Source organism: Legionella dresdenensis (assembly GCF_042649825.1).
Taxonomy (GTDB): domain Bacteria; phylum Pseudomonadota; class Gammaproteobacteria; order Legionellales; family Legionellaceae; genus Legionella_C; species Legionella_C dresdenensis.
The window spans coordinates 14,660-32,701 of the sequence record NZ_JBHSAB010000005.1; the positions used below are offsets into that span (position 1 = coordinate 14,660).

The following is an 18,042-nucleotide window of genomic DNA, read 5'->3' on the forward strand; positions in this document are numbered from 1 at the left end:
AGATGAGTGTTGGGCTTTACAGCCCAACCTACACACTTTTCATACGATACCCCCGAGTACAGAGCACCATGAAAAAACGCCTGATTATTGTTTTTTTACTAGGATTTTCTTCAGGTTTGCCGCTTGCCCTCATTAGTGGAACATTACAAGCCTGGTTTGCTGATAGTGGTGTATCCGTTCTTGCAACAGGAGCCCTGAGCCTGATTGGATTACCTTATCTTTATCGAATTATCTGGGGCCCGCTGCTGGATCGTTATTCGCTGCTGCCGCTTGGTAAGCGCCGTAGCTGGATATTTACGATGCAGATACTTTTATTGTTATGTTTTAATGCCATGGCGTGGTTCACTCCGGAACAATCTCCGCACTTATTAGCAATGCTGGCCTTAATTGCTGCCTGCTTTTCCGCAACCCAGGATGTGGGAATTGATGCGCACAGGGTTGAATATCTCCCGGCTACTGAACATGGATTAGGCGCTTCGCTTGCTGTTTTGGGATATCGGATTGCGCTACTGGTCGCAGGCGGCCTCGCGCTGGTTATGGCCGATAAAATAGGTTGGGCGTCTACTTATCGGATCATGGGATTGTTAATGTTAGTAGGGGTAGTGGCTACGCTGTGTAGCTCTGAGCCTTCCCGGCAGACCAAATCTGAAATCCCTTTACTCTCTTCCTTTATTGAGCCTGTAAGAGAGCTTTTTGCCCGTAAAGGATCTTTTGCGCTGGTTTTTTTCATTGTGTTTTATAAATTGGGTGAAGCGTTTACTGCAACGACCAGCGGTATTGTAATGCCATTTTTGATTCAAGGCATTGGATTTTCGCTTGATACAATAGGATATATTAATAAAATATTGGGTATAGGCGCCATTTTAGTTGGTGGATTGGTTGCCGGTTTATTATTATTACGCATATCTCTATATAAAGCTTTGCTGCTGTTCGGAATTTTGCAGGCGCTTGCCAATCTTCTGTTTGTCATATTGGCATTAGCTGGAAAAAACGTGATTTTATTCGCGGTTGCCGTAACAGCGGATAATTTTGTTGCCGGTATGGCCTCAACGGCTCTGGTAGCTTTATTTATGCGTTTGGTTAATCAGCAATTTACTGCTACCCAATTTTCATTGCTGGTAGCCATTTCTACTCTGCCAAGAGTTTTATCAGGTCCGTTGGCTGCGTTAATCCAGATGCAAGTGGGGTGGGTTGGCTTATATCAAATCTCTTTTGTATTAGCATTAGGTTTTATCCCATTCCTGAAAAAGCTCGGGCAAGAGAATGGAGAGTGCTGGAATAAAGCCCCGCAAGTTACGTAAGTAGAACAGCATAGATTGGGCAGTAAAGCCCATAGCCGTCAAGTTAAGGAATTTAGTACATTTACTATTCTAATTTCCTACTTACCGGGGCTAAAAGGATTAAATTGTCCCTTTATGAAATGTGCATAATTTAAAAACCTTTAATATCTTCATAAAAGCAAGGAGTTTATTGGGGCGCCTCATGATGGCCTGTTTGACCTGACAGACACTTCTAAAAAACCGGCAACGACACTGCCATTCCTTGTGCTCATCAAGCCATTTTTCTTTTAAGCGGGATACTGTATTAGCCGATAAACCTCGCGCACTCGCCCCAACCAATGCAGATAAGGCATCCGTATAATCACCCGTGGATAACCCCTTTAAATACAGCCAGGGAATGAGTTCTTCCAGGCTTTTAGTACGTCTTAAATAAGGTGGCAATAGCTGGCTGTTAAAGTGAATGCCTGAGCCACTGCGATCACGTACTTTAGGGACCTGAACTTCCACCTCGCCGATTCCTGTCTGAATCTGGCGAGCAGGCAGATACAGGACGGCCATCCAGTAAACGCACTTCAGAATAGGCTGACAGCATCTGGGATAACTCCGCCTCCACCGCTTTCCTTATCAACTCTTTGGCTCCTTGCCTCAGCACCTCGGTTAATGGGTCTTCCACACAGTTTTCTTTCGCTGGTGCTGAACCAAGCTTTAGACTACAATCCTTCATGGCGTATCTCCTTTGTTGATTTTTGTTCCCGCTAAGAACAATCAACAGAATACGCCACCTAATTTAATTTGGCATACACCACTTTCGACTATAACTCTCATCAACTACGCCATTATCAAAAAAGCCAACTCTAGCGGAGTTATTTTTTTCATCTATTTTTTCTAATGCTCTTTGAGCAACAAAGGCGTTAATCAATTCTAGACCTATTAAGTTATTAGCCAATTTAGCTGCTGCTTTTGCTTGCTCCAAAACATCGTCGAGTATTGTAGGCATGCGGATAAATAAAATGTTAGATAATAATATTCTTGTCAATTCAATTTGATTGGGTTGGGCTGCTGAATTAATTAAGGCCTCGTGATAATTACAGGTATCTCTAATTTCCTGTTTCATTTTTCTATCAATACAATCCAAACTTTCTATGAGAGCGTCTATGCAGTGCAACTGAAGGTGCTGAAAGAGAAAAGAGGTTTTAAGCTCTCGCAAAATCCATTTTTGCTCAGAAATACTCGCTTTGGAAGTGAAGTTAAAGGGATTATTAGTTTTGCTTATCCCTTTGGGAAAAATTTTATTTTGCCAGGGATCAGCAACAATAATTGCTTCATTATCTAAAAATAATTTGGCATCAACAGTGATAGCATCTGAGTCGTTCTGGAAAATATCGCTTTGAAGTAATTTATTAAGGCGTGGAATAATAAGCACAAACCCATGATTAACCAGTTCGCTTTCAAACGCTGCATAGAAAACTCTATAGCGTTTAGCTATGTAAGCTGTATTAGCTAGCAGAGCAGATAGATAAGTTGCTTGATCCCCACAGTCGCCTATTCGATATTGGAGCATTAAACGAATGCAAGCGTATGAGTCTTGTTGTGAGGCAAGTGTATCAATTGTATTGTAAATTAAATTTTGCTTAACACCCATTTTTTTATAGGATCCAAATTCACCTCTATCAATATTATGTAAAGAGCCACTATGAGAATAATCTATTTGCGATGCGATGAATCTGCAATAATGCTCAACATAAAGCTCCGTTTTTCATTTAATCTTCCTTTTTTAAAAAAGAGTATCGCCTAAATATCTATGAAATAACTATCCGTACTAATACGGAGGCAATAATAGCGTCCACTACGCCATTTTAAGATTTAGATTATTTCATTATTCTAGGCCTACAGCTGCATAAGGATAAGTGGAATCGCAATAGGTTCGCACCCGATGTTGTCCATACTGTCCCATTCAGCCAAAATCATTTTTCCTGATACTAATCTAATGAATTAAACAGTGTTTGAAGTTTAAGTGTTAAATTTATTCGATCTCGACAGCCTAGTTTTTCTTTTAACTGATTAATATACGTTTCAACAGTTCGTGGAGAAAGGTTTAAATCATAAGCAATTTCTTTAATGCGCTTCCCTTTTAAAAGTAGGTGAATGCAATCCATCTCCCGGCGACTAAAACTAACTTTATCAGCAATCGAATTTTTTTTAAGTGGGTAATCATCACCCTCTTGACCAAAGGATGATTCCAAATAATATACAATTGAACGAGGAACAATACTAAAATAGTCTTTTTCTATTGCCAACTCAATTAACTGATTACTGGTAAAAACATTTAACTGGGCATAGATAATGTCACAGTATTGATAAATATGCTTAAGTGGTTGATTGAGCAAACGGGCCATTTCTGTGTACGACTTTTGACGAAGAAGATAAAATAAACAGCTGGCTTGTATATCGGTTAAGTTTATTCCAGGATAAGTTTTATTGAACATGTAACAGTTTGCCGTGTTTTGCCAATGAGTAATGGGCTCAAGTGCTTTTAATCGCTCAATCGCCGCAATTAAACTTTTATCTTTACTCTCAATACAATGCGAATAAATAGCGACCTTTTCTCCTCGTTGGTTTTTTATAAAAAAGCGATTAAAAATAAAAGGCTCTATTTCTTGATGAAAAGGAAAAGCGTAGACGCCTTGAATTTTATTGCCGTCTTGAATTAATTCTTTATCCAATTTAAGGAAAAAATCGCTTATATTAGCTAAAGGATGAGGGATTGTTATGTCGTTTAATCCATAAAACTCATCAGCGCTGGCTAGTTTACACTCCTCAATAATATTGTTATTGGCACTAACAAACATCGAGTTTAAATCTTTAATGATAAGATAACCGGATATATTGCTAATTAGCCCATCAATATCTAAATCACCTGATTCAAGTAGATTATTTAAGCGCATAATTAATGATTTGCTCTATGCTTTAAAAACAATATGCTTTTTACCAAAGTCTGCCACTAAATACACAGCATTCATCGGGAAGCTCCTCATCCTTATGACGACGATTTGGGGTATATGACGTTACTGGTGGACGCTCACGTTCCCGACGCTCCAGCGCTTCCTCTTCTTCCCTAGTAAAGCCACTTTCGTGTCTATCATTAGCTTCTATCTGACTTGGACTATTAGCAAGCAAAGCTGTCATAGGATGCCTAATATTATTATTTTCTGTTAGCTCTGTCGCCGGCGGAGAAACCCATTGATCATCTTCAAAATACCTACGATATAAATTATTAATAACTAGGTCAAAAAGTGAATTTAATAAACGCAATAAATCAAACATACTATTTCCTTTTATAAAAGGGCCATTGTAAATAATTATTTAACTTGATGTCTAATTTTAGTCAAAATAATATTATTTTCTATCCGTATTATTACTGATAATGATGATTTACTTGCTTGGTCTTTTTGAAAGATAAGCTATCACATGGGTATACCTTAGCGAATTAATAATTTTATGACCAGATTTATAGATATTATTGTTCATTTTGTTATATAATTTAATGTATAGCCCCCAGGCCATTCCTATCCGTACCAAGGTACGTGACGAATCTGGGGCAAGTATTATTGCGTTAGTTTGTAAACAGTTGAGCGCCCAATTTTCAATTGCTTGGCGATTTCTGAAGCCCCTAAGCCTGATTTTCTTAATTCAATCACTTTGTTCCTATCAATAAAAGGTTTCCTGCCAAATTTAACGCCCTTATTTTTAGCTGCATGTCTTCCTTCATTAGTTCGTTCTAAGATTCGATGACGTTCTGCCTGGGCGACCGCAGATAACATGGTTACCATCATTTTGCCCATCGCCCCTTTAGTACTAATCCCATCATCCATAAAACGAATGACGACCCCCAAGCTATCAAATTCTTTAATAAGGCTTATCATATCCGCGGTATCTCTTCCTAACCTATCGAGTTTGGTGACTAAGATGACATCCCCCTTTTCAACTTTAACCTTAAGTAAATTTAAACCGTCTCTATCCGTATTACTTCCGGTTGCTTTATCAGAAAAAATCCGATTTAAATTGACGCCGGCATTTTTGAGCTTCTCTAGTTGAATATCCAAAGATTGTTGATGCGTTGAAACTCGAGCGTAGCCAAAAAGACGCATGAATGTCTCCTAAATCGATTAGTAGAAACCAGTGTCTACTAACTAGTGTTTTGCGATTTAAAAGGTAAGTGCTTTTATTATTGAATACCTCCATCATGCGTTTTTCAGCAAGCTCAATTTCATGTTTCGGTGCTTTTTGCGACTGCTTTTTATAAGCATGCAAAAGCACTATAATATCTTGCTGAATGCAAACATAAAAAAATCGGTAGACGCTGCGTGCGGTTTTAATCTTGATCTCCCAAAGCGAGCCTTTAATTTGTCTAAACTGAACTCTTGGGCTATCAAAACCTAATTCTTGAATATTTTGTAAACAGCCAGCAATGCGTGCTCTAAAAAGCAGATTGATAAATCTGCAACAACGCCGTACAAGCCGCGGTACGTAGGAATCGGGGCTTAGCTTGACGGCCATGGGCAGTAAAGCCCAACACTCCTTCGTTGAAACAGATTTACTTAAAACAAACTCTCCTGCTGCTCATTATTTTCCGGCAATCCATTACCCTCTGACTGTTCATCCGAAGTCGGAACGTCTTTTTCGCGGAAATACTCCACTATCGCGTCAACCTGATTGTTATTAGCGAGCAAACCGGTTTTAGGATCAATTTTTACTGCTACTACATTTTCCGGTTGCGTCATACTGCTTTCAGGAACGCCTTTCAGGGCTGACTTCATAAAATCAATCCACATTGGCAAGGCAAGACTGGCAGCATATTCATGTAGTGATTGCGGATTATCGTAACCCATCCAGGTGGTTACTACGAGATCACGGTTAAAACCGGCAAACCAGGCATCGACCTGCTCATTGGTAGTACCTGTTTTACCAGCCAGGTCATGACGGCCCAAAATAGATGCTGCATGAGCAGTTCCCCGTTGGACTACATCTTTCATAGCTGAAGTCATCAGAAACGCAATATCAGCCGGAATAACACGTGGCGCCAGGGAGTCGGCTTCAGTACTCCTTGCACTGCAGTTATCACAGGCTATAGCGGGTTTAGCCTGCAGCAATACCTTGCCTTCATTATCGGTAATACGGTCAATCAGATAAGGTTCAACTTTAAAGCCGCCATTGGCAAAAACTGCATAAGCCGCTGTCAGCTCCATCGGGCTTACTGACAAGCTGCCTAAAGCCAGTGACAGAGCTCGTGGCAATTGCGCTTTTCTGAATCCAAAACGAGTCGCATAATCGATCGCATAATCAAAACCAATGTCATCCAGTACCCGAATTGAAACCATATTACGTGAACGTACCAGCGCTTCGCGCAGACGGGTAGGGCCGCCAAACTTCATATTATCATTATGCGGGCGCCATAATGTCGGTTGACTGGGATCATCAACAACAATAGGCGCATCATTAATTAATGTTGCCAAAGTATAATCACGGTCGAGAGCCGCGGCATAAATGAATGGCTTGAAGCTTGAGCCTGGCTGCCGGTTTGATTGGGTGGCGCGGTTAAATTTACTTTTTTCAAAGTTAAAGCCGCCAACCAGTGCTTCAATAGCGCCATTATTGGGGTTGAGGGCGATTAAAGCCGCTTCAACTTGTGGAATCTGAGTTAAATACCATTTGTTATCCTGCTGTTTGACATACACAACATCGCCTGCTGCGACAACTTCCCGCGCTCTGGTTGGACGTTTACCCATCCAGCCTTTACGCAAGGCGGGTCTTGCCCATGACAGGCCGTCCCAGCTAATAGTAAATTGCTCGCCGGTATGCGAAACAGCCGTGGCTTCTTTATCGCCGACTGCGACAATTAATGCGGGTTCAAGGTTATTGATAACCTGATAGTTGCCCAGCAGTTTTTTAACAGCGGCCGGTGTGTTATCAAACTTAGCCTGCCGCGCTACCGGACCACGATAACCGTGCCGGCGATCGAAAGACATTAAATGCTCGGCAACTACCTGATCGGCGGTAGCCTGTAAGGGCGCTCTGATGGTTGTGTATACGCTGTAACCCTTGGTATAGGCATCAGGCCCGTAATGATCGTAAAGTGACTGCCTGATCATTTCAGCAACATAAGGGGCGCTTACTTCGATATTGGCGCCATGGTATTTGGCTGCAATCGGCTCTTTCAGCGCTTGTTGGTACTGCTGTTCCGTGATGTAATTTTCTTCAAGCAGACGTTCAAGAACGTGATCACGGCGTTTCCTGGCCGCAGCCGGATTGGCAATCGGGTTTTGGGTGGACGGTGCCTGCGGCAGGCCGGCAATCATAGCCATTTCTCCAAGTGTTAACTGGTCCAGTGATTTGCCATAATAAATTTTGGCGGCAGCGCCGACGCCATATGCCCGATTACCGAGATAAATTTTATTCAAATACAATTCAAGAATTTTTTCTTTACTTAATTCACGATCAATTTTGATTGCCAGCAGAATTTCATTGAATTTGCGTAAAAAGGTTTTTTTGCGGCTGAGGAAGAAGTTACGTGCAACCTGCATGGTAATGGTACTTCCGCCTTGTGACTTGGTTCCTGTTTTAATCATGCGTAAAGTCGCGCGTCCCAGGCCCATAATATCAACTCCCGGGTGCTCGAAGAAACGTTGATCTTCAGTAGCAAGCAGGGCATAGACCAGGGTTTTTGGAATTTTATCGTAAGTTACCGGAATACGGCGCTTTTCACCATACTCCTGAATTAATTTGCCATCCTGGGTATAGATCCGCAGTGGAACTTGCAACTGGACTGTATTAAGCGAGTCCACATCCGGGAGCTGGCTTTCAAGATAAAGATACAGCAGGCTGCCTGCTATAATCATAACAAATGACAGGCTTAAAAGCGCCCATATTCCCGTACGCCAGAAGTAGGTCGGTTTGTTCATAATGGTGAGTGATAATGATCTTGAAGTTGCATCAGGCGAGTATAACCTTATTTAGGGCTTATGGACAATCCGGCAGGTTGAGTCAAACGACCCAAGCCGTCAAGTTAAGAAAATATGTCATCCCCGCGAAGGCGGGGATCTATCTATCATACAAGGTAAGGAGCCAACTTGAGAAATGGATTCCCGCCTTCGCGGGAATGACAGTATCTTTAACTTTATGGCAATGGGTACAGTGCCAGGCCTTCGAGACAAATGCTCCGCATTTTCCTCAGGCTGAACGGCTATGGGTCAACCTACTATGGATTGTGAGTATTAGTGGGTGCGGGAGGATTTGGTAAAGCTGAAATGCCATTCAAGCCATTATGGATACCGAATTGAGTAAGAAACTGTCTTCTGTTATTAAAAAAGCTTGCAGGCATAGTACCAGGGAAAGTTACTGCAGCAGGTGTTTCAGGCTCGGGTTTTGGTTGTTCAGGTTTACGCTGAGCTATAAGAGCAGCGGTTAATTCTTTATTTTTTCCTTTAAGTTCCTCTATTTCCCGTCCTACTGACTGGATTACTTTTTTGTTAGCTTCCTGGACAGCTGCTAAAGCTTCTTTTTCCTGGATTGCAGCATTTCTTTCTTGTAGTGCAGTATCTCTTTCCTGCGTTAAAGTAAGTTTTTCTGCAACCACTGCTTTATATGATCCCATTAATTCTGTAATTTTCTCGTCCTTTTTCTCTAAGGCCTCAGTTTTTTGCCTGTCTTGCATTTGCAGCCTGTCAAAAGCATGGTTTTTTCGCCAATCATCAAATAACTCCTGGACGTATTTTTTTCGCGCCCCTTCTGATTTTGCCAACGATCCTTTCAGTTCATCAAGCAGATTTTCTTCAGTAATAGTGCCAAGCCTGGACAGGCCATTGCTGAGGAAGCCTCGGCTGATAAAACGATCGGCGCTGATGCTTTGCACCTTACCATAGTTGATTACAATATTGCCGTTACTGTATTTCTGATGAATATCAGACAGACTATAAATCGTATCAAGAAAAGATTTAAGCTCTGCTTCAATTGGCGCTGATTGTTCCGGAGTCGGTATTTCATTTTTGATTAATAAAGCGCTGAGTTGTTCGACTATATAAACGATGTAATCCAGCACCGATTTTCTGGTATCATAGATAGTTGTGGCAGTTGCGACTATACCTTTAAGTTTCGCTATTAATTCGGCAGTAGGTTTCTCGATTAGTTTGGCTCTGGTTTTTTCGGGGTCGTGGTCATTAACTTGCTTGTTCAACTCGGTGTAATTAAGCAGCTGAACGGTCTGACTATAATCTTCCCCTGTTTGTGTCTGAGCATATTTTATGACTACTTTAATCAGATTATTTACCAGCGATTCTAATTGCTGCATAACAACTCCTTTGTCGTGTTGTAGTATCCAATCTTCCTGGGCAGGAAACCATTTAGCAGCGTGCAAACCCGGCTGCACACTATAGACGAACATTTTTAACTCTGATTGTCAATCTTTTGTGAGTGATTTCAAGCAGATTGGATCGTCCCGTCCCAACAAAGCTATACAAAAAAAAGTAAGGTTGAGTCAAATCGACCCAACCTTCGGTTAATTTAAATGAATATCATTAAAAAAGATTTCTTTTTACAAGGGTATCAGTTAGCATATTTGCTGGCGTCATTTGGTTTTGGACACTGATTTGAAGCGAATCCAGGGATAATATTAACAGACAGGGAGATTAGGAACGTGCTAAAGCTGTTCAAACCTAAATACCACTCCATGCTTGGGATCGATATCAGTTCAACATCAGTCAAAATCATTGAGATTTCAGGCAAGGATGACAATCGCTGCGTTGAAGGATATGGCAAAGAGCTAATTCCACCAGGAGTCATTGAAAGCAATGCCATCAAAGATATTGATGCGATCGCCTCTTGCATAAAAAAAGTGTTATCCGATGCTCATCTGACTGCCAAGAGCGCTTCCATTGCTGTTCCTGATTCAGCTGTTATCAGTAAAACCATTCAGATTAATGATGGGCTTAATGACGATGAGATTGAAGAATTGGTTATTATGGAGGCGGATAAATATATTCCCTATCCTATTGACGAAATTAATATCGATTTCCAGATTCTTGGTCCATCGGCAAAAAACGCATCGATGCAGGATATTCTGATTGTTGCTTCCCGCAGCGAGAATGTCAGTAATAAGGTTGAGGCAATTACTAAAGCCGGGCTGGAAGTAAAAATAGTCGATGTTGAATCGTATGCCGTGGAAAGGGCTATTCAACATCTGGCTCATGAATTACCCGCTTATGGTCAGGATAAAGTCATTGCTGTGATAGACATTGGGGCTCATTACGCCCACCTGTTTGTTTTTCATGGGATGAAATTGATTTTTACGCGCGAAGAAGAGTTTGGCGGGAAACAATTAGTCGATGCGACTGCCTTGCATTATGGTATTAGTTACCAGGAGGCGTTGCAAAGGCAGGAGCAGGGAAATATGCCTGACGACTATGAGCAAGTGCTGCTAACTCCATTTATGGATAATATTCTGGTTCAGATTAAGCGTACGCTGCAATTTTTCTTTTCAACCAGTCATCATGGTTTTGTCGATCATATTTTATTAGCTGGCGGGGTAGCGAAACTGCCTGATCTGGTACAACTGGTACACGAAAAAACATCGATTCCAACCAGTGTTGCCAATCCTTTCAAACATATCCCGCTGTCAAAAAAAATTAATTCTGCCCGTGTATTAAATGATGCGCCTTCCCTGTTAATTGCATGCGGCCTTGCTTTAAGAAATCTCAGGTGACGCAATGATTGAAATCAATCTATTACCCTGGCGTGAAATCAAACGCGAACGAGAGAAAAAGGAATTCACCACGTTGCTGCTTGCGAGCCTGGTTTTTGCAATCGTGACGGTTTTTTTGGTTAATTATTATGCAACTGGCTTGGTTGATGGTCAAACTCAACGCAACCAGCGCTTGCGGGATGAAATTACGCAATTGGATAAGCAGATTGCAGAAATTAAATTATTGAAGCAGATTAGGGCCGGATTAATTTCCCGCATGATGATTATTCAAAAATTACAAGCCACCAGAACTTTAACAGTCCATTTGTTTGATGAGCTAATCAAGATACTGCCTGATGGCGTGTTTTTAACCGAAGTAAAACGTAATGGCGACAAGATCGTTGTACAAGGATATACAGAATCAAACAGCAATGTGTCGATTCTGATGCGTAATATTGAAAAAAATCCCTGGATACAGGTGCCGGCATTAACTGAAATTAAAAAGAATAAGCAAGCCGAAGATGGTGTAGACAATGAATTTAACTTAAGTTTCATCCTTAAACCTAAAAATAGCTTTGGGCAACCATGAATAACTTTAATCTGAATGAATTAACATTGGATAATGTTGGGCAATGGCCAGCGACAGTGAAGTATATTATGGCCGGGTTAGTTGCCGCAGCAGTGATCGGGTTAGGATATTGGCTTTTTATAAAACCTAATTTTGAACAATATGACAGTTTGCTTGCGCAACAGGAAACCCTGAAACAGGATTTTGAGCGGAAACAACAACAGGCTGCCAATTTACAGGCTTATAAAAACCAGTTACAAATTATGAACGAGCGGTTTGGAAATATGCTAAAGCAATTACCGGCTCAGAATGAAATGCCGGGTTTACTGGAAGATATTTCAAAAACGGGAGTGGCAAGCGGGCTTACTTTTGAACGTTTTGCTCCCGAACCCGAGGTTAAACATGATTTTTATATCGAATTGCCAATCAAAATTGCTGTAATAGGCAATTATCATGAGCTGGCTGTTTTCTTAAGCCGAATTGCGGAAATGAGCCGGATTGTTACGCTGCATGATTTTGATATAAAACCGGTAGATGCTGAAAAACAACAGGTAAAACCGGCAAAGCCTGCGGGCGGTGATCAGCTGAAGATGGAAATAACGGCAAAAATATACAGATACAGGGCACAATGATAGCGAATAACCAGTTAAAAAAATTATTGTCGTTGATCATTCTGACAGCTTGTCTCAGCGCTTGCGTAAGCGAGGCGGACCTGGAGCTGTCAAGGTATATTAATGAAATAAAGCAGCGCAAGGCACGGCCAATTGAACCTATTCCCGAATTTTTGCCGCTGCCCAAATTCAGTTATCCTGAGAACGATAACAGACGCAGTCCATTTAAACAAAAAGAGAAGAAAAAAGCGGCTGATCAACAGGCTCCAAATACTAAGAGACCTAAACAACCATTAGAAATGTTCCCGCTTGACTCATTAAAATTTGTTGGTGTACTAAAGCAGGGAGCGATGATCTGGGCGTTAGTCAGCCAACCCGGCGGCGAGGTGGTGCGAGTACGGCCAGGAGAATATATGGGACAGAATTACGGTAAAATTATCCAGATTAAGGATACTGTCATAAAGCTTGAAGAATCAGTTCAGGCCGAAGGAAAATGGCAGAAGCGGATAACAACTATCAATATCAATACCGGCCAATAGGAGTAAACCCTTGCGTAAATTTATAGTGGCTATATTGTTGTTAACAGCGTTCAGTACCGGCTTATATGCTAAAGATAATGTTTTAGTCGGTTTAAAAACAATCCCGTTACCCGATGACAGGATTCGGATAGATTTTATTTTTTCAGCGCCGATTACCGATTTGCCAGCGAGCTTTATGACTGAAAAGCCATCGCGGTTAATTCTGGATTTCATCAATGCCAACAACGAGCTCGAACCGTCATTACGCGCCAGGAAAATCCAGTTGGGTTCTGTTGTTGATTATGCCATTGTCGGAACTGACAATCGAATTCGCGCCATGTTTAATTTAGCCCATACCGTTTCTTATTCGGGCGCGGTTGCCGGTAATATTTATGCGTTAACTTTTAGTGGCTCAAGTGGTGAAATCTATAAACCGAAGAAGGAAATTTTTGTCACCAAACGCCCGGTCAATGCCCGTTATACCATTACCGGAGTGGATTTTCGGGGTACTGGAAAACAGAGTGGGCGAGTGGTAATCGATGTTAACAGTACCAGTATGCAGATTGATGTCAGCAAAACAGGTCAGCTCATCAAAGTAACTTTTAATAATACATGTGTGTTGCCAAGACTGTTAAAAAGATATGATGTCGCGGATTTTCAAAGTCCGGTAAAATTATTATCGTTAAAACAGATTGGTAAAGATACCAGATTGACCATTACGAGCAAAGGTGATTATGGCTATTATGCCTATCAGGTAAATAAACAGTTTTATATTGATATTTATCCGCTGACTGCCGAAGAAGCCCAGAAAGCAAAACTTAAAAAACAGGTTTTTACCGGCAAGCGATTGTCGCTTAATTTTCAAAAGATTCCTATTCGCTCCGTGCTGCAGCTATTGGCTGATTTTACTGGCATTAATATGGTAGTCAGCGATCAGGTGCAAGGCGATATTACTTTGCGTTTAAATGACACGCCCTGGGATCAGGCCCTGGATATAATTTTAAAAACCAATGGCCTTGATAAACGGCAAACTGGCAATGTGATGCTGATTGCGCCTGCGGCGACTCTTCTGAAACGTGAAAAAGATGAACTGAAAGCCCAACAGGAAGTGACAAGTCTTGCTCCGCTGCGCTCAGAACTATTGCAGATCAATTACGCCAAAGCAATTGATATTGCCACCTTGTTAAAAGATAAAAATACCTCTCTGTTGTCAAAACGCGGCGCATTAAGCGTTGATACCCGAACCAATACGATCTGGATTCAGGATACCGGCAAGCAAATTGAGGACATCAGGGAACTGGTTCAAAAACTGGATATTCCGGTAAAGCAGGTACTCATTGAAGCCCGAATTGTCAATGTAACCAAACAGACTGTGCAGGATCTGGGAATTCGGTTCGGCGTTACACGGCCCACGCATTTATCGGGTACTCTTGAGGGGGCCAATACATTGGTTGCGCCGACCCCGCCTGCTCAAGTACCATTAACCGAGCGCCTGAATCTTGATTTGGGCGCCCCGGTTGCCAATCCGGCAACAATAGGGGTTGCGCTGGCAAAATTAGGCGATAATATATTGCTCGATATGGAGTTGTCCGCTCTGGAAAGCGAAGACAAAGCAGAAATTATTGCCAGTCCGCGCTTAATGACAACTAACCAGCAATCTGCTTTAATTGAGTCCGGTGAGGAAATTCCTTACCAGCAATCAACCTCCAGCGGAGCTACGGCGGTTGCATTTAAAAAGGCGGTTTTAAGTCTGAAAGTGACGCCTCAGATTACGCCGGATAACCGTTTGTTACTCGATTTACAGATTAACCAGGATGCGCCGTCAACCCGAATAGTGAATGGGGTACCGGCTATTGATACAAAGGAAATACAAACTAATGTTCTGGTGGATAATGGGCAAACGGTTGTACTGGGAGGAATATATAAACGAGACAGCCGAAATAATGTAAAACGGGTTCCATTTTTAGGCGTATTACCGGTTGTAGGGGTGCTATTTAGAAATACTCACAAAGATATTAAAAATGAAGAGTTGCTCATTTTCATAACTCCTAGGATAATAACCAACAATTTGGCCATCACGACGGTTGAAGGACAAGGTAAAGTGATTGTAAGAGGCGCTGAGCTGGATAAATTTGGAAAGCCTGTAGTTTATAAGTAAATCTATGCAGGTGCTGAGTAAAACATACGGACAGGATTTTCCTGTTTGTTCAAATAAAGAGGTATGTAATAAAAAATGAGCATAGTTAAAGTACGCAATATTTTTTTAATAGGGCCAATGGGAGCAGGTAAAAGCACTATAGGCCGTACTTTGGCAAAAGAGCTCAAATTGGAGTTCTTTGATTCTGATGAAGTGATTGAAGAACGGGCAGGAGCAGATATTTCATGGATATTTGATATTGAGGGTGAGGAAGGTTTCAGACGCAGGGAGCAAAAGGTTATTGAGGAATTGACCCAAAAAAGCAATATCGTACTGGCAACGGGAGGCGGAGTTGTTATAACGCCTGAAAACCGTAATGCGCTGGCTGGAAGAGGCACTGTGATTTATTTAAAAACCTCCCTGCAACAACAATTTGAACGTACCAAACGCGATACTAAAAGGCCATTGCTTCAAACCGATGATCTGGAAGGCCGGCTTGAAATGCTGCGCGATGAGCGTGAGCCGTTTTACGAAGAGCTTGCAGATATCAGCTTTGAGACAGACAAGCTGACCGTCAAAGCGGTCGCCAATAACATAATTAAATATATCTATGGCGAAGTCTGAGCTGATAGACCAGATAACTGTGCGTTTGCCTGCGCACAGTTATCCTATCCTGACAGGTTATAATTTATTACAAAATGCGGATTTGTTGAGACAATATATTGCCTCATCCCAGGTAATGGTCGTTACCAATACAACTATTGCTCCTTATTATCTCCATTTTTTACAATCTGCATTGAGCGAACGTCAATGTCATACTGTAATTCTTGAAGATGGCGAAATCTATAAAAATCAGGCCAGCCTGTTTAAGATATATGATGCGCTTATTAATAATAATTATCATCGTGATGCGACGCTTGTTGCGCTTGGCGGCGGTGTAGTGGGCGATATTTCAGGTTTTGCCGCTTCGACCTATCAGCGCGGCATCAACTTAGTTCAGATACCTACAACTTTGCTGGCACAGGTTGATTCATCAGTAGGAGGAAAAACCGCCATCAATCATCCGGCGGGTAAAAATATGATTGGCAGTTTTTATCAGCCTCAGGCAGTGATTATGGATTTAAATACCCTGCATACCTTACCGCCGCGTGAGTTTGCAGCGGGATTGGCTGAGGTAATCAAATACGCCGTGTTAGCCGGCGGTGATTTTAAGGATCTGGTCAGTACATCGTTGGCTAACGGATTGACGCCCGCATCCAGGACGTTACCAGAAATTATAAAAATCTGTTGTCAGATCAAGGCTGATTATGTAGTGCAGGACGAACGCGAAACAGGAGTTCGAGCCTTATTAAATCTTGGCCATACTGTGGGACATGCCCTTGAGGCCTATACCGGTTATAGTCGTTGGTTGCATGGCGAAGCAGTAGCAATCGGTTTATACTGCGCAGCATTACTGTCCCGCCGTTATTGTAATCTTGCCGGTAACGAGTTGGCCGAAATTGATAATATGCTGGCGCAGGCACAACTGCCACGGCGAATTCCAGCGGATATTGATTTGGAAAAAGTATTTGCTTTAATGGCAAAGGATAAAAAAATAAAAAATAATGTCTTACGTTTTATTCTGATTAAAAACCTGGGCAGCTGTTATGTTGAGGAAAAAGTAGAGCGCCCGGAATTATATAACGTGTTAAAAAATGCGGTAAAAGGAGAGCAGAACAAATGAATGAGGTAAGGGTAGAATTAACCGGGCAGGATATGCTGAGAAACAATTCTCTTTTAAAGCCTGCCAGCTGGCTTACCAAAATAAGCTTTATTAATCATCTTGTCCTGTTTAATAATGTCCTTATGGCCGTAATGGCTGAAAAAGGGGGCGGTAAGACTTCTTTCGTATCTCTGATGTCGGAAGGCCTTGATCCTGCGATTAAACCTTATGTATTAACTGCCGGTATTCCGTTCGATAGCCGAACATTGCTAAGCCAGTTAACGACCATTTTGCATCTGCGGGAAGAGTCCATTTTAAATCTCGCCAGTGTTATTGACCAGATTAATGAGCGTAAAACCCATGTTCTGGTTATCATTGACAACGCGCACCATATTCCAGACTCATTTCTGCAGCAACTGCTTGATATGCTTAAATCGTATAAAGAAACCAACTATTTCCACGTTTGTCTGGTATCTGATTTTTCTCTCACGGCAAGCCTAGGCAGATTTGATGCAGAGCAATTCAAGAATATGATCCATACCATTGAATTGGGGGCACTGACTGAAAATGAAATGAAAACCTATTTACTGAAAACGCTTCCGGCTCCCAAGCGCATTGACAAGACTATGACCGATAAACGCCTCGAGCAATTTTATTATCTCACGGGTGGTTATATTGCGCGAATAAATGGACAAATGCTGAATTTTTTCAATCCTGATCCGCTGAAACCTGCTGCAAAAAAAGGCATGCTAGCTAAAAAAGCCGGTATGGCGGCAAGTTTACTAATCGCAGGTGCTGCAGCCGGGTATGTTTGGCAGAATGCGGGATTGCTAATCAGGCAAACTGACAAAATCTTGTCATCCCCTTCTAAACCAGAGCCTTTTAGCAGCGGTAAAATTGCTTCAGTTAATCTTGATGAATATTTGCCCAGTGAAATACCGAATTATTATAAAGGCGCAATTCTCGCTACCGTGCAACCTCCGCCGCTGAAAAAAATCTATGAAGAAAATATGGATGATGGCGGTTTGGATAAAATGGTAGTTATGGATAAAGTAGTTGTCATCCCAAAAGAAATTCATAAAACTAACAACCCTGCAGTTGCTCAGACAGTTACCCAAAACCTGTTCACCATTCAATTGCGGGCAGCGCCTACGGCCGAAGAGCTGAAACGTTTTCTCGCAGTCCGAAAAATTGCCGGTCCTACCTATATCACTCAATCCAGCGGTGGAACCAGATATATTCTGGTATGGGGACAGTACAAAGGATATTCGGTAGCAAAAGAGGCACTGCAGCAGCTTTCTCCCGAACTGGCTCAGCTAAAGCCATCAGTTATATCTGTCAAAGGACTTAAAACAGTGAGCTAAATCGGATAGTAGCTTTTGCTTTATGCCGGACAATTTTTATTACTTGTAGGTTGGGTCGTTCTGACCCAACATTACTAATCTTCAATTACATTCAGATATGGAGTGCTTGATGCAAACGCTTGTTGGGTC

The 18,042-nt window shown here is 41.8% G+C and carries 16 protein-coding genes and 1 pseudogene; 9 read left to right on the forward strand and 8 right to left on the reverse strand.

The annotated features are described in order from the left end of the window. Positions 1–68 precede the first annotated feature (68 nt). Positions 69–1,301 (forward strand): AmpG family muropeptide MFS transporter, encoded by a 1,233-nt coding sequence (locus tag ACFORL_RS04930; protein WP_382341689.1) that lies wholly within the window; start codon positions 69–71, stop codon positions 1,299–1,301. Positions 1,302–1,535: 234 nt separating this feature from the next. Here ACFORL_RS04930 and ACFORL_RS04935 read toward each other — a convergent pair. From ACFORL_RS04935 to ACFORL_RS04970, 8 genes and pseudogenes are all read right to left on the reverse strand, one after another. Further along, positions 1,536–2,004 (reverse strand): annotated as a pseudogene (locus ACFORL_RS04935) (transposase); the annotation flags it as partial. Between the two features lie 63 nt (positions 2,005–2,067). Beyond that, a complete protein-coding gene (locus ACFORL_RS04940) occupies positions 2,068–2,922 on the reverse strand; it encodes a hypothetical protein (RefSeq protein ID WP_382341691.1) in 855 nt (284 codons plus the stop codon). A gap of 337 nt (positions 2,923–3,259) precedes the next feature. Next, on the reverse strand, positions 3,260–4,225 hold the full coding sequence (locus ACFORL_RS04945) for a helix-turn-helix transcriptional regulator (RefSeq protein ID WP_382341693.1): 966 nt from the start codon (positions 4,223–4,225) through the stop codon (positions 3,260–3,262). A gap of 40 nt (positions 4,226–4,265) precedes the next feature. Beyond that, complete coding sequence (locus tag ACFORL_RS04950; RefSeq protein WP_382341696.1) at positions 4,266–4,604, reverse strand: hypothetical protein; 339 nt, start codon at positions 4,602–4,604, stop codon at positions 4,266–4,268. A gap of 281 nt (positions 4,605–4,885) precedes the next feature. Beyond that, complete coding sequence (locus ACFORL_RS04955; protein ID WP_382341697.1) at positions 4,886–5,428, reverse strand: recombinase family protein; 543 nt, start codon at positions 5,426–5,428, stop codon at positions 4,886–4,888. Next, positions 5,322–5,837, reverse strand: a complete 516-nt coding sequence (locus ACFORL_RS04960) for a type II toxin-antitoxin system RelE/ParE family toxin (RefSeq protein ID WP_382341698.1) — start codon at positions 5,835–5,837, stop codon at positions 5,322–5,324. The genes ACFORL_RS04955 and ACFORL_RS04960 overlap by 107 nt, the downstream gene beginning before the upstream one ends. Before the next feature lie 41 nt (positions 5,838–5,878). Then, complete coding sequence (locus tag ACFORL_RS04965; RefSeq protein WP_382341700.1) at positions 5,879–8,239, reverse strand: penicillin-binding protein 1A; 2,361 nt, start codon at positions 8,237–8,239, stop codon at positions 5,879–5,881. A 296-nt stretch (positions 8,240–8,535) separates the two neighbouring features. After that, entirely contained in the window at positions 8,536–9,624 is a 1,089-nt protein-coding gene (locus ACFORL_RS04970; protein ID WP_382341702.1) for a hypothetical protein, read from the reverse strand. Between the two features lie 345 nt (positions 9,625–9,969). On the opposite strand from ACFORL_RS04970, the gene pilM reads away from it, so the two are divergent. The 8 genes from pilM (at position 9,970) to ACFORL_RS05010 (ending at position 17,913) form a co-directional block, all read left to right on the forward strand. Continuing rightward, a complete protein-coding gene (gene pilM, locus ACFORL_RS04975) occupies positions 9,970–11,034 on the forward strand; it encodes a type IV pilus assembly protein PilM (protein ID WP_382341703.1) in 1,065 nt (354 codons plus the stop codon). 4 nt (positions 11,035–11,038) lie between these two features. After that, a complete protein-coding gene (locus ACFORL_RS04980) occupies positions 11,039–11,602 on the forward strand; it encodes a PilN domain-containing protein (protein ID WP_382341705.1) in 564 nt (187 codons plus the stop codon). Further along, positions 11,599–12,213, forward strand: coding sequence for a type IV pilus inner membrane component PilO (gene pilO / locus ACFORL_RS04985; protein ID WP_382341707.1), 615 nt, complete (start codon positions 11,599–11,601; stop codon positions 12,211–12,213). Before ACFORL_RS04980 ends, pilO begins: the two co-directional genes overlap by 4 nt. After that, on the forward strand, positions 12,210–12,731 hold the full coding sequence (locus ACFORL_RS04990) for a pilus assembly protein PilP (protein ID WP_382341709.1): 522 nt from the start codon (positions 12,210–12,212) through the stop codon (positions 12,729–12,731). Before pilO ends, ACFORL_RS04990 begins: the two co-directional genes overlap by 4 nt. A 10-nt stretch (positions 12,732–12,741) precedes the next feature. Next, positions 12,742–14,868 carry a type IV pilus secretin PilQ gene (locus ACFORL_RS04995; RefSeq protein ID WP_382341711.1) on the forward strand — a complete coding sequence of 709 codons (2,127 nt, stop codon included), beginning with the start codon at positions 12,742–12,744 and terminating at the stop codon, positions 14,866–14,868. Positions 14,869–14,943: 75 nt separating this feature from the next. Continuing rightward, positions 14,944–15,471 (forward strand): shikimate kinase AroK, encoded by a 528-nt coding sequence (aroK, locus tag ACFORL_RS05000; RefSeq protein ID WP_382341712.1) that lies wholly within the window; start codon positions 14,944–14,946, stop codon positions 15,469–15,471. Next, complete coding sequence (gene aroB, locus ACFORL_RS05005; RefSeq protein ID WP_382341714.1) at positions 15,458–16,570, forward strand: 3-dehydroquinate synthase; 1,113 nt, start codon at positions 15,458–15,460, stop codon at positions 16,568–16,570. Before aroK ends, aroB begins: the two co-directional genes overlap by 14 nt. After that, positions 16,567–17,913, forward strand: coding sequence for an AAA family ATPase (locus tag ACFORL_RS05010; protein WP_382341715.1), 1,347 nt, complete (start codon positions 16,567–16,569; stop codon positions 17,911–17,913). The genes aroB and ACFORL_RS05010 overlap by 4 nt, the downstream gene beginning before the upstream one ends. The last annotated feature ends 129 nt before the right edge of the window (positions 17,914–18,042 follow it).

Excerpts from the sequence above, each read along its gene's own strand:
- ACFORL_RS04930 (WP_382341689.1), top strand. The coding sequence starts at position 69 with ATGAAAAAACGCCTGATTATTGTTTTTTTACTAGGATTTTCTTCAGGT.
- ACFORL_RS04940 (WP_382341691.1), bottom strand. The coding sequence starts at position 2,922 with ATGGGTGTTAAGCAAAATTTAATTTACAATACAATTGATACACTTGCC.
- ACFORL_RS04945 (WP_382341693.1), bottom strand. The coding sequence starts at position 4,225 with ATGCGCTTAAATAATCTACTTGAATCAGGTGATTTAGATATTGATGGG.
- ACFORL_RS04950 (WP_382341696.1), bottom strand. The coding sequence starts at position 4,604 with ATGTTTGATTTATTGCGTTTATTAAATTCACTTTTTGACCTAGTTATT.
- ACFORL_RS04955 (WP_382341697.1), bottom strand. The coding sequence starts at position 5,428 with ATGCGTCTTTTTGGCTACGCTCGAGTTTCAACGCATCAACAATCTTTG.
- ACFORL_RS04960 (WP_382341698.1), bottom strand. The coding sequence starts at position 5,837 with ATGGCCGTCAAGCTAAGCCCCGATTCCTACGTACCGCGGCTTGTACGG.
- ACFORL_RS04965 (WP_382341700.1), bottom strand. The coding sequence starts at position 8,239 with ATGAACAAACCGACCTACTTCTGGCGTACGGGAATATGGGCGCTTTTA.
- ACFORL_RS04970 (WP_382341702.1), bottom strand. The coding sequence starts at position 9,624 with ATGCAGCAATTAGAATCGCTGGTAAATAATCTGATTAAAGTAGTCATA.
- ACFORL_RS04980 (WP_382341705.1), top strand. The coding sequence starts at position 11,039 with ATGATTGAAATCAATCTATTACCCTGGCGTGAAATCAAACGCGAACGA.
- pilO (WP_382341707.1), top strand. The coding sequence starts at position 11,599 with ATGAATAACTTTAATCTGAATGAATTAACATTGGATAATGTTGGGCAA.
- ACFORL_RS04990 (WP_382341709.1), top strand. The coding sequence starts at position 12,210 with ATGATAGCGAATAACCAGTTAAAAAAATTATTGTCGTTGATCATTCTG.
- aroK (WP_382341712.1), top strand. The coding sequence starts at position 14,944 with ATGAGCATAGTTAAAGTACGCAATATTTTTTTAATAGGGCCAATGGGA.
- aroB (WP_382341714.1), top strand. The coding sequence starts at position 15,458 with ATGGCGAAGTCTGAGCTGATAGACCAGATAACTGTGCGTTTGCCTGCG.
- ACFORL_RS05010 (WP_382341715.1), top strand. The coding sequence starts at position 16,567 with ATGAATGAGGTAAGGGTAGAATTAACCGGGCAGGATATGCTGAGAAAC.